Origin of the sequence: Faecalibacterium sp. 9 (assembly GCF_048320955.1) — a bacterium.
In the GTDB taxonomy this organism is placed as follows: domain Bacteria; phylum Bacillota; class Clostridia; order Oscillospirales; family Ruminococcaceae; genus Faecalibacterium; species Faecalibacterium wellingii.
Map to the genome: position 1 here is coordinate 568,382 of NZ_JBLWGB010000001.1, position 11,944 is coordinate 580,325.

The 11,944-nt window shown below is 59.1% G+C and carries 9 protein-coding genes; 3 read left to right on the forward strand and 6 right to left on the reverse strand.

Annotated elements, in window-relative coordinates; all coding sequences use genetic code 11:
* Positions 1–26 precede the first annotated feature (26 nt).
* The 6 genes from ACKXF9_RS02645 to ACKXF9_RS02670 all read right to left on the reverse strand — a co-directional run bounded on the left by ACKXF9_RS02645 (position 27) and on the right by ACKXF9_RS02670 (position 4,439).
* On the reverse strand, positions 27–794 hold the full coding sequence (locus ACKXF9_RS02645) for a biotin--[acetyl-CoA-carboxylase] ligase (protein WP_249237664.1): 768 nt from the start codon (positions 792–794) through the stop codon (positions 27–29).
* The gene (locus ACKXF9_RS02650; RefSeq protein WP_418265217.1) at positions 791–1,282 is read right to left on the reverse strand and encodes a metallophosphoesterase; all 492 of its coding nucleotides are present in this window, start codon (positions 1,280–1,282) and stop codon (positions 791–793) included. The genes ACKXF9_RS02645 and ACKXF9_RS02650 overlap by 4 nt, the downstream gene beginning before the upstream one ends.
* Before the next feature lie 33 nt (positions 1,283–1,315).
* Positions 1,316–2,173 carry a 16S rRNA (cytidine(1402)-2'-O)-methyltransferase gene (rsmI, locus tag ACKXF9_RS02655; protein WP_418265218.1) on the reverse strand — a complete coding sequence of 286 codons (858 nt, stop codon included), beginning with the start codon at positions 2,171–2,173 and terminating at the stop codon, positions 1,316–1,318.
* A gap of 44 nt (positions 2,174–2,217) precedes the next feature.
* A complete protein-coding gene (locus ACKXF9_RS02660) occupies positions 2,218–2,892 on the reverse strand; it encodes a tRNA1(Val) (adenine(37)-N6)-methyltransferase (protein ID WP_418265219.1) in 675 nt (224 codons plus the stop codon).
* Positions 2,893–3,031: 139 nt separating this feature from the next.
* A complete protein-coding gene (locus tag ACKXF9_RS02665; protein WP_005937576.1) occupies positions 3,032–3,199 on the reverse strand; it encodes a DUF362 domain-containing protein in 168 nt (55 codons plus the stop codon).
* Positions 3,200–3,485: 286 nt separating this feature from the next.
* Positions 3,486–4,439 carry a PSP1 domain-containing protein gene (locus ACKXF9_RS02670; RefSeq protein WP_339394469.1) on the reverse strand — a complete coding sequence of 318 codons (954 nt, stop codon included), beginning with the start codon at positions 4,437–4,439 and terminating at the stop codon, positions 3,486–3,488.
* Between the two features lie 412 nt (positions 4,440–4,851).
* On the opposite strand from ACKXF9_RS02670, the gene ACKXF9_RS02675 reads away from it, so the two are divergent.
* The 3 genes from ACKXF9_RS02675 (at position 4,852) to galE (ending at position 11,582) form a co-directional block, all read left to right on the forward strand.
* Positions 4,852–8,796: an efflux RND transporter permease subunit gene (locus tag ACKXF9_RS02675; RefSeq protein ID WP_418265220.1), complete on the forward strand. Its 3,945-nt coding sequence runs from the start codon at positions 4,852–4,854 to the stop codon at positions 8,794–8,796.
* Between the two features lie 325 nt (positions 8,797–9,121).
* Positions 9,122–10,195: an aldose epimerase family protein gene (locus ACKXF9_RS02680; RefSeq protein ID WP_348584179.1), complete on the forward strand. Its 1,074-nt coding sequence runs from the start codon at positions 9,122–9,124 to the stop codon at positions 10,193–10,195.
* A 361-nt stretch (positions 10,196–10,556) separates the two neighbouring features.
* Positions 10,557–11,582: a UDP-glucose 4-epimerase GalE gene (galE, locus tag ACKXF9_RS02685; protein ID WP_339394472.1), complete on the forward strand. Its 1,026-nt coding sequence runs from the start codon at positions 10,557–10,559 to the stop codon at positions 11,580–11,582.
* Positions 11,583–11,944: the final 362 nt, after the last annotated feature.

Consider the following 11,944-nt stretch of genomic DNA (forward strand, 5'->3'; position numbering starts at 1 on the left):
ACACTCATATATTATAAAGAGCGCTTTTACACGGCCCCATAGATGCCGTGCACCGACACTTCGCCGGTGAACACATGCACTTCGCCGCTGTCGGTGCGCACCACCAGACGGCCCTCTTCGTCCACATCGACGGCTTCACCGGCCCCCTGCCTGCCGTCCGGCAGGTCAAAGGTGACCCGGCGGCCCAGATTGACGCAGGCGGCCTTGTACTCCTCCCGGAAAGGGGCAAAGCCGTCCCGGGCAAACTGGTACAGATTGCGGTCAAAGCCAAAGTCGGTCAGGCCCTCGGCCAGCCATGCGGGGTCGGTGGAAAGATCCACCTTTGCCCCCTGCAGCTCCAGCGAGGTGCCGTTGGGCAGGCCGGCGGCGTCAAAGTAGCTCTGGGGCTGGGCAAGATTGATGCCGATGCCGCACAGGATGCCCCGGCCCTGCTGCTGGTAGCCGTAGCTCACGCTCTCGCACAGGATGCCCACGATCTTTTTGCCGTTCAGCAACAGATCGTTGGGCCACTTGATCTGGCAGTCCACGCCGTAGCGCAGCCTGAGCTGGGTGCGCACGGCCAGACTGGCCAGCAGCGGCAGGGTGGCAGGCTGGGCCAGCGGCTCCCGGATGGCAACTGTATAATACAGGGCCTTGCCCTCGGCGTTCACCCAGCTGCGGCCCAGACGGCCCCGGCCTGCGGTCTGGTTCTCGGTATACACCGCGCCCACCGGGCCGAACTCCTCAAAATGCTCCTTCACGTAAGCGTTGGTGCTGCCGCATTCCGGCAGATAGCGCACCTCATTGATGCTCATTGTTTGGGTACCTCTTTGTGTTCATAGGCGGTCACTTTGCCTCCGTCCAGCGTCAGGATGCCGTAGGTGTTCGGCCCGGTGTAGCACCGGCCGCAGGAGCCGGGGTTGAACAGGAACACCCCGCCGCGGGTCTCTGCATGGGGGATGTGGGTGTGGCCGAACAGCGCCACCTCGGCACCCCGGGCAGATGCAGCGTCTGCCAGCGTGTCCAGATCGTATTTTACACCGTACATATGACCGTGGGTGTAAAAGATCACCACGCCGTCAAAGGCGGCAAGGCCATCGGTGGGTTCCAGTGCGCCGTAATCGCAGTTGCCGGCCACCGAGTAGGCCCGCAGCTTGGGATACAGCGTCAGGGCCAGTTCCAGATTCCGCAGGCCGTCGCCCAGAAAGATCAGGGCATCGATGTTTTTGCTCTCTTTCATCAGCACACGCTCAATGGCGGTGCGTCCGCCGTGGCTGTCGCTCAAAACCAGAAGCTTTGTCACAAAAAGGGTCCTCCTCTGTTTACCAGTTACGTATCATTCCTCTGCCTGCTGGCCCTGTTGCAATACCAGCAGCTGCTTGTACACTTCGCTCTTGGAATAGGGCGTGCCCTGCGCCGCCGCCTTGGCCGCTGCGGTGGGGCCAAAGCCCTGCCCGGTCAGTTCCAGCGCCCGCTGCGCTGCCTGCTCCAGCGTCAGCTCCTGCTCCGGGTCGGCAGTCTCCGGCGCACCGGCCATCACCAGCACGTATTCCCCCCGGGGCTCGTTGGCTTTGTAGTGCTCCACCGCCTCGCCGAGGGTGGTCTTCCAGATATCCTCATGGAGCTTGGTCAGCTCCCGGCACAGGGTGATGCTGCGGTCGGCACCGAATGCGCTGGTCAGATCGTCCAGCGTGGTGCGCAGCTTGTGGGGGGCTTCGTAGAAGATGGTGGTGCGCTTTTCCTGCAAAAGCTCAGCCAGCCGCTCTTTTTTCTGTTTGCGGTTCACGGGCAGAAAGCCCTCGAACACCCAGCGGGAGGTGTCCTGCCCGGACACGGCCAGCGCGGTGACGCAGGCAGAGGCCGCCGGTACCGGCACCACTTTGATGCCCCGGGCCAGCGCGTCCCGCACGATCACCTCGCCCGGGTCGGAGACGCAGGGCATGCCCGCATCACTGCACAGCGCGCAGCTCTCGCCCGCCTCAATGCGGCGCAGGATGCCCTCGCCCTTCTGCAGGGCGTGCTCATAGTAGCTGACCATGGGCTTTTTCAGGCCCAGAAAGTTCAGCAGCTTCATGGTCACTCGGGTGTCCTCGGCGGCAATGAAGTCGGCCGCGCCAAAGGTGGCTGCCACCCGGGGCGGCATATCGTCCAGATTGCCGATGGGCGTTGCCACGATATAAAGAGTTCCTGCCATAGTTACCTCCTGAAGATGATCCTCTCAGCCTGATCCGCAGTCTGTCATCTGCCATATAACGCCGCACCGGCGCTGATCAACACATCCGGCTCCACCCGCAGGCCGGTTTTGCGGTTCTTCTGCGCTTCCACAAGGAAGAGCCATGGCACGCCGTCTGCTTTGTTCTTTACAAAGGCCAGCCGCTTGGGCTCCAGCCGGTGGGCCCGCAGCACCGCCAGCACCTCCGCCAGCCGTTCCGGCCGGTGGCAGAGGGAAAAGCGTCCGCCGTCCTTCAGCAGACGGAAGGCGCACCCGCACACATCGTCCAGTGTGCAGGTATTCTCGTGCCGGGCAAGGGCGTGGGCCGCGTTCCGGCTCTGGGGTCCATCCGTGAAGTAGGGCGGATTGCACGCACACACGTCAAAACTGCCCTCGCCCTGCCGGAAGGTGCGCAGGTCGGCACAGACCGGCGTGAGATGCCCGATGTCCTGCTCTTCCACCGCAGCAGAAAGCAGGGCGCTGCCCTCCGGCTGCAGTTCCAGCCCGATGCAGGGGCCCCGGTGGCCCCGGTCGTGCCATTCCAGTGCCACGATGCCGCAGCCGGAGCACAGGTCTGCGGCCTTCTGGGCACGCTTCGGCTCACAAAAACGGGCCAGCAGCAGCGCATCCGAGCCGAAACGATGCTCCGGCGAGCAATATACCATAGTTCTATTATACAAGACTTCGGTAGAATGTTCCATAGATAAGTGCGCCTGACCCTCTCAAAAAAATAGGTGGAATTGCCTGTGGAATTTGTGCGAATTACTGCAAAACAAAAAGCAGCAGACCTGCTTTGGACAGGCCTGCTGCTCTTGAAGCGTTTTTGTGCCGCTGCTAAAATTATTCAGCAGTGATAGCACCGGTGGGGCAAGCGCCCTCGCAAGCGCCGCAGTCGATGCAAGCGTCTGCGTTCACAGATGCAACACCGTCAACGGTGATAGCGCCAACCGGGCAAGCGCCCTCGCAAGCGCCGCAGCCAACACATGCGTCAGAAACCTTGTGTGCCATAATAAACTCTCCTTTTTATCTCCGTGCCCGAAGTATTGTATGAAGAGTCATGTATGGCACGGCTGTGCATGTCTCTCCGGAAATCATATCCTTGTCTGCATTCTAACAAAGCAGGTGAGAAAAGGCAAGACTAACCGTGGCCCAAAAAACACAAAAGTTTGTTTTTTGTTGGGTTGCACAAAAGCACAGGCTAACTTATGGACAAATTTGCAGGAGTTTTTTGGCAAAAATCACGAAGAATAGTTAGTTTTGCCAGACTAACCCCTCGGAGCCTCCGGCGCGGCTCTCACTCCTTTTCGGCAGGGCGCTTTCTGGCACAGCAGCCGCCAGCGCAGCGCTTTTCCCCCTCGTCGGAGGAGGCCACCACCGGTGCCGGGTTGCGCACGCCGGAGTAATCGTCGTCCGGGTCCGGGCGGCGGGGCGCACGCTTGCCGCCGCTGACATACTCACACACGCCTACCTTGTAGTACCGGGGCGAAAGGCTCTCGGTGCCGCAGCGCACCCGCAGGTAGCCGGATACCGGGTTCACTTCCAGCACAGTGCCAAGGCCGTCCGGTGTGCGCACGGTGCTGCCCACCATGGGCATGATGCTGTTCAGGTATTCGTAGGCGCTTTCCTCGTAGGCAAGGCAGCACATCAGCCGGCCGCAGGCACCGCTGATCTTGGTGGGGTTCAGCGAAAGGCCCTGCTCCTTTGCCATCTTGATGGACACGGGCTGGAAGTCCTTGAGGAAGCGGCTGCAGCAGAAGGGCTGGCCGCAGATGCCCAGACCGCCGATCATCTTGCTCTCGTCCCGCACGCCGATCTGGCGCAGCTCGATGCGGGTGTGGAAGATGCCGGCCAGATCCTTGACCAGCTCGCGGAAGTCCACCCGGCCGTCCGCGGTAAAGTAGAACATGATCTTGGAGCGGTCCAGCGTGTATTCCGCTTCCACCAGCTTCATTTCCAGACCGTGGCGGGCGATGCACTCCTGACAGGTGCGGTAGGCGCGCTTCTCGTCCTCACGGTTCTGGCGCATCCGGCGGATGTCCACGCTGTCGGCCATGCGGGTGATGGGCTTGAGGGCCTTGGGCACCGCTGCATCGGTGATCTCCCTCACCCCCTGCACCACCTCGCCGCACTCGATGCCGCGGGCAGTTTCCACAATGACGTATTCGCCGGTTTTGATGTCGGCCCCGGCGGGGTCGAAATAATAGCTTTTGCCGTTCTCTTTGAAACGGACGGAAATGACTTTTTTCATAGCGTTCCTCGTTTTTATCGGTCGAATCTATAGGATAAGGCCCGAAAAAGGGCCTGCTGATCCATTCTGCATCTTAGTATAACATATTCAAATGCACATTTCCACGCAAAAAACAAAAAGCTGCTGCCGTGCGCCCTGCAGAAAATTTCTGCGGGGTGCAACAATCTGCCCGGCTGAGGCGTATCAATCGGGGGAGACAGACCGAATTTGGTCGCATCCGCTGCCGGAAAATGGAAAAACGGAACGGTAATTGTTAAAATCCTGCGAAAGAATCTAAAGAATCACAAAAGAATCCTCCCCTGCCCTTGCAAGGCGGGGGCTTGTGTGTATAATAAAAATGTTGAAGTGTGGCCTTTCTGGAAAGAAAGCGGCTGCCCTGCTTTGCGGCACGGCAGAGAAATGGTAGGGAAAAATGGAAAAATTCAGTGTTAAAAAACCATTTACGGTGCTGGTGGCAGTCGTTATGGTTCTGATCCTGGGCTTTGTGGCAGTCACAAAGATGGATACGAACCTTCTGCCCAACGTCAGTACGCCGTATCTGATGGTGGTCACCGTGTATCCCGGCGCAAGCCCGGAGCGTGTGGAGAGTGAGGTCTCCGATGTTCTGGAAAATGCGCTCACCGTGCCGGGCGTGTCCGATATCACCGCAACATCGGCAGAAAACTACAGCCTGCTGCTGATGAAATTTGTGGACGATACCGACATGAACAGCGCGATGGTCAAGGTGTCCAACAAGCTGGATCAGGCCAAAAGCGACCTGCCGAGCACCTGCCTGACCCCCTCTGTCATTGAGTACAGCCTGAACATGAACGCCTTTATGACGGTGGCTGTCAGCCGCGAAGGCGCGGACCAGTACGAGCTTTCGGAGTTCATCCAGAAAACGCTGGTGCCGGAGCTCCAGCGCAGGGGCGGTGTTTCCAGCGTTTCCTCCAGCGGTCTGGTGGATAAGATGGTTCAGGTGCAGCTGAATCAGGATAAGATCAACGATATCAATGCAAAGCTGCTGGAGCTCATCGACACCCAGCTGGCGGCGGCCCGTGGGCAGCTGGATGCTGCCGAGGCGCAGATCACCGCAGGCCGTAAAGAGTACGAAAAGCAGCTGAAAAACTTTGGCAATACGGTGTCCAACTCGGTCATGAGCCAGATGAGCACCGAGGTGGGTGCCGCAGTGGAAACGGTGCGTGCGCAGGCGCAGGCCCTGCTGGAAAGCGTCAATGACCTGATCGCTGTGGTCAAGGAGCCCGAGATCCAGCAGGCCCTGATCGAGGTGCGCGACGGCCTGCAGAAGGTGCTGGACAAGTTCAACGAGACCGGTATGCGGGACATCGATTCCCTCATCGATATCGTGGCAGAGCTGCGCACCATCACGGATAAGCTCACCGGCGCACTGCAGAAGCTGCAGGAGCGCATGAACACCGAGACCGGCACCGAGGGCAGCACGGCGGAAGATCTTGCCAATGAGATGCAGCTGCAGGAAAGCCTGAATGTGGTCTACAACGCGCTGGAAAGCACCATCAAGGCCATGGACAATGTGCCGCAGCTGATGAGCGAGTTCTCCGGCGCACTGGGCAGCTTCTCTCAGCAGCAGCTCAATGCCTATATGCAGTTCACCGAAGCGCGTGAAATGCTGAACGAGTACGAAAAGCAGCTGGAGGCCGCCAAGGAAGAGTACGAGACGGCCAAGACCAGTGCGCTGGCACAGGCCGATGTGGCAAAGCAGCTGGACATCGACACGCTGGCCCAGCTCATCTATGCACAGAACTTCTCCATGCCGGCCGGTTATGTGCCGGACAAGGACGGCGAGTCCTGGCTGCTGAAGGTGGGCGAAGAGTACGACAGCGTGGAGGACATCAGCGGTGCTCTGCTGCTGCATGTGGAGGGCTACGGTGACGTGCGCCTTTCCGATGTGGCGGATGTGGAGGTCATCGACAACTCTGCAGACAGCTACACCCGCCTGAACGGCGAAAAGGCATCCATCCTCAAAATTTATAAAAATGCGACCTCCAGTGCGGGCGAGGTCTCCGACAACTGCCTGACCGCCTTTGAACAGATGGAGAGCCGGTACGACGGCCTGCACATGGTGGTGCTGTCCAATCAGGGCAACTACATCACCATCGTCATCCAGAGCATCCTCACCAGCATGGTGGTGGGTGCCGCGCTGGCCATCATCGTGCTGGCCATCTTCCTCAAGGACGTCAAGCCCACCCTTGTGGTCGGCATCAGCATCCCGCTGTCCGTGCTGTTTGCGGTGGTGCTCATGTACTTTACGGGTCTGGACCTGAACGTGATGACTCTGGCCGGCCTGTCCCTTGGCATTGGTATGCTGGTGGACAACTCGGTGGTCGTCATTGAAAACATCTACCGCCTGCGCAGCCGCGGCGTGCCTGCGGCCCGCGCTGCCGTGCAGGGCACAAGGCAGGTGGGCATGTCGGTGGTGGCCTCCACCCTCACCTCGGTGTGCGTGTTCCTGCCGGTGGTGTTCTCGGCCAGCCTCGTGCGCAGCCTGATGATGCCCATGTCCCTGTGCATCGGCTACTGCCTGATGGCTTCCCTCATCGTGGCGCTCACGGTGGTCCCGGCGGCAGCCTCCACCGTGCTGAAAAAGGCCGAGCCCAAGCGCCTTGTCTGGTTTGAAAAGGTGCAGGAAAAGTACGCCCATAGTCTGGAATGGTGCCTGCAGCACCGTGCCCTGCCCCTGATCGCGGCGGTGGTGCTGCTGGTGTTCAGCGGCTGGCAGGTGCTGAACATGGGCGTGGAGTTGCTGCCCAGCATCACCAGCAACGAGGCGCAGATCACCCTGTCCACCGCCGACGGCCTGACCAAGGAGGAATCCTATGCCATTGCGGGTCAGGTGGCAGAGGCGGCCCTGAATGTGGAAAACGTGGAAGAGGTGGGCATCACCACCGATACCAGCATGGCGGGTCTGGACATCAGCCAGCTGGGCCTGCCCACCGCCATCACCGATATCCTGAATGCCGCCAATGCCTACGGCAGATACAAGATCAATGTCATGATGAACGAGAGCCTTTCCTCCCGTGAGGTGGAAAAGACCCGGCAGGCCATGGAGGATGCAGTGTCCCAGATCGAGAACTGCACCGCCGAGGTCAAGCTGTACGGCATGACCGACGATCTGACCAGCCAGCTGGCGACCGGCTTGTCGGTCAAGGTCTATGGCGCGGATGCCGAGACCCTGACCGCCGTCTCCGAAAAGGTGGTGGAGATGGTGAACGACACCGAGGGCTTTGCCAACGCGGACAACGGCCTTGGCAGCGGCGATGCCACCATCATCCTGAAGGTGGACCGCGACAAGGTGCGTGCCTACGGCCTGACCGTGGCGCAGGTGTACCAGCAGATCGCAGCCAAGCTGACCACCACCGCCACCGCCCAGACCCCCGTCACGGTGAACGGCACCACCATGGATGTGCAGATCACCAACAATCTGGACCCCGTCACCAAGGAAAATATGATGGAGCTCACCTTTGAGACCACCGAAATGTCGGCAGACGGCACTGTGACCACAGGTACCTGCACCCTGAACGACATCGCCAGCTGGTCCACCGGCACCGCGCCGGATGCCATCACCAGCGAGAACCAGACCGAGTATGTCACCGTGACGGCAGATACGCTGAAGGGCTACAACACCATGGTGCAGTCCCGCGTGCTGCAGAAGAAGCTGGACGAGTACGCAGCCAGCGGCGAAATGCCGGAGGGCTGCAGCATCACGCTGGGCGGCGAGACCGAGAGCACCGATTATATGGTGAACGAAATGGTACAGTGGATGGCGCTGGCCCTGCCCTTTGTGTACCTTGTCATGGTGGCACAGTTCCAGAGCCTGCTGTCCCCCTTCATCGTGCTGTTCACGGTGCCGCTGGCCTTTACCGGCGGCCTGCTGGGCCTGCTGATCACCGGTCAGCAGCTGACCATGATCTCCCTGATGGGCTTCATCGTGCTGATGGGCACCGTTGTCAACAACGGCATCGTGTTCGTGGACTATGCAAACCAGCTGCGTCTGGGCGGCATGGAGCGCCGCGCCGCGCTGGTGGCCACCGGCAGGACCCGTATGCGCCCCATCCTCATGACCACTCTGACCACCGTGCTGGCCATGCTGCAGCTGGTGTTCAGCGGCGATATGGCAAGCCAGCTCATGAGCGGCATGGCCATCGTCATTATCTGCGGCCTGAGCTATGCCACCCTGATGACCCTGTATATCGTGCCGGTGCTGTATGACGTGATGTTCAAGAAGCCGCCGCTCAATGTGGATGTCGGCAGCGACGATGATCTGGACGATATCCCGGACGATGCGGCAGAGTTCATTGCGGCGCAGAAGTCTGCGGGCACCGCACAGCCGGAAGCCTGACGACAGCATGACGATTCAGAATGCCCTCCGCTTTGCTCTGGGCATATTCAGCGGAAGAGTTATTTATAATAGAGCAATGCCGGGCGGTCTGCGGACCGCCCGGCATTGCGTTTTCACGGGAAAGGCCGTAACGGCAAACGGCATGTGCTGCATACCCCGCCAACTGAATAATTTCAACAAAAAATAGCCTGAAAAATTGGATTCAAATTCTAAAATTCGTTCCCCACAAAGATGTAAAACTGTGATATAATCATAAATAAGCTAGAATACAGTGGAAGTCTGTCTGACTGTATCTCCAAGTAAAATCTGAGGAGGCGAATGCCCAATGGCACAGATCCGCTCTAAGCCCTTCGGTGTGACCAGACAGGGCGCAAATGTTACAGAGTACATCCTTTCCAACCCCGGCGGCTTGACCGTGAGCGTCCTGGATTACGGATGCATCATTAAAAACATCATCGTTCCGGCCAAAAACGGCCCTGTGGATGTCGTTCTGGGCCATGACACCATGGCAGATTATGAGGATGACTTCACGTCCTCCGGCAGCACCTGCTGCGGTGCATTCGTAGGCCGCTATGCCAACCGCATCGAGAACGCGGTGTTCAGCGTGGGCGGCAAGACTTACCAGCTGGAAGCAAACAACGGCCCCAACCACCTGCACGGCTGCTTCTCCCGCAAGCTGTACCGGGTGAAGGCCTTCGGCGACACCCTGCTGATGGAGGCCGAGAGCCCGGACGGTGAGGACGGTTTCCCGGGAAACCTGAAGCTGGCGGTGCGCTACACCCTTACGGAGGACAATACCTTCCGCATGGATTACCGGGTGTCCTCCGATGCGGACACCATCGTGAACCTGACCAACCACAGCTACTTCAACCTGAACGGTGAGGGGGATGTTCTGGGCCAGAAGCTGCGCATCTATGCCTCCAACTATCTGGAGGGCAACAACCAGACCTGCCCCACCGGTGCCATCCTGCCGGTGGCGGATACGCCCATGGACTTTACCGAGGGCAAGCTCATCGGCCGGGACATCGACACCGGCTTTGCCCAGACCACCATGGTGGGCGGCGGTTACGACCACTGCTTTGTCATCGACCGCGCCCGGGGTTCCAGCCAGAGCATCTGTGCATGGGCCACCAGCGAAAAGACCGGCATCAGCATGAAGCTGTACACCACCCAGCCCGGCATCCAGCTGTACACCGGCAACTTCCTGCAGGACTGCCCCACCCCCGGCAAGGGCGGCGTGCCCATGCAGAAGTACGGCGGCTTTGCATTGGAGACCCAGCACTATCCCTGCAGCCCCTCGCACCCGGAGTTTCCCACCACTGTACTGCGGGCGGGCAAGGTGTTCCGTGCCACCACCACCCTGCGGTTCTTCACCGGCAAGCAGTGCGGGAAACTTTAAAAATGATGCACCACACAAAAACGTCTGCTCCGGCAGGCGTTTTTTGCGTGGCAGGAGGAAAACTCCCCCAGTCGCCTACGGCGACAACCCTCTCAGTCTGCTCCCGATGGCACGGCGTAAGCCGTGACTGAGAGGGTTTTCTCTCCCCATTTCTATGTTTTGCACAAACCGTGCCTTTTATCCATGACAGAATGCTAAAAAACGCTTTTGAATCAAAAACTCTAAAACAAATAAGCAACAAAAATGCATCCAAATAGAAAACACATCCCTTGATTCTGCACCGCAAAAGAGGTATTCTTTAGGCAGAGCCGGAAACCCCGGCGTCAACTGTAATGTGAATGAGTGAGAGAGGTACTGGACTATGGCAATTTTGGTTTCCGGCGGTGCCGGTTATATCGGCAGCCACACCTGCATCGAGCTTCTGAACGCCGGCTACGACGTGGTCGTGGCAGATAACTACTACAACGCTTCCCCGGTGGTGCTGGACCGCGTCAAGCAGATCACCGGCAAGGACTTCCGCTTTTACAACGCAGATATGACCCGGCACGAGGATGTGGAGAAGATCTTCTCTGAATGCCCGGACATCACCGCAGTCATCCAGTTTGCGGCCTACAAGGCTGTGGGCGAGAGCGTGTCCAAGCCCATCGAATACTACTATAACAATCTCAACTGCACGCTGGTCATTCTGGACGTGATGCGGAAGCACAACTGCCACAACTTCGTGTTCAGCTCCTCCGCCACCGTTTACGGCGACCCCGCCAGCGTGCCCATCACCGAGGACTTCCCCGTGGGTGCCACCACCAACCCCTACGGCACCACCAAGGCCTTCACTGAGCGCATCCTGACCGATGTCTGCAAGGCTGACCCCAGCCTGAACGTGGCCCTGCTGCGCTACTTCAACCCCATTGGTGCCCATAAGTCCGGCCTCATCGGCGAGGACCCCAACGGCATCCCCAACAACCTGATGCCCTACATCGCCAAGGTGGCTGTGGGCAAGCTGGAAAAGGTGCATGTCTTTGGCAACGACTACCCCACCCCGGACGGCACCGGCGTGCGCGATTACATCCATGTGGTGGATCTGGCCCGCGGCCATGTCTGCGCCATCCGGAAACTGGAAACGAACTGCGGCCTGTTCATCTGCAATCTGGGCACCGGTAAGGGCTACAGCGTGCTGGACGTGATCCACGCCTTCTCCAAGGCCTGCGGCAAGGAGATCCCCTATGTGATCGACCCGCGCCGTCCCGGCGACATTGCCGAGTGCTATGCGGACCCCTCCAAGGCCAAGCGTGAGCTGGGCTGGGTGGCTCAGTACGGCATTGAGGAGATGTGCGCTGACAGCTGGAACTGGCAGAAGAACAACCCCGATGGCTACCACACCGTGAAGTAAACGCATAAACCTCCAAAGCCGTGCATTCTCTGAAAAAGAGGGTGCACGGCTTTTTTGCGTGAGCTCCCTCAGTCAAAACCGCAAGCTTTGCGCTTTGGCCGGAAACTGTACCGTTATGCCAAAGGATGAACCCTCTCAGGCTCACTTTGTTCGCCAGCTCCCCCGAAGGGGGAGCTTTATTTGTGCTGACCGGAAGAAGCCAAGAAGCTCCCCCCTCGGGGGAGCTGGCATCGCGCAGCGATGACTGAGAGGGTTCGATTTGCAGGCATCTCCCCCATATTCTCTATTGACAACCGCGCAAAGTTGGCCTATATTACTATTGTTAACACAAACTAACACACGTTGATAGTGGATAAAATGAG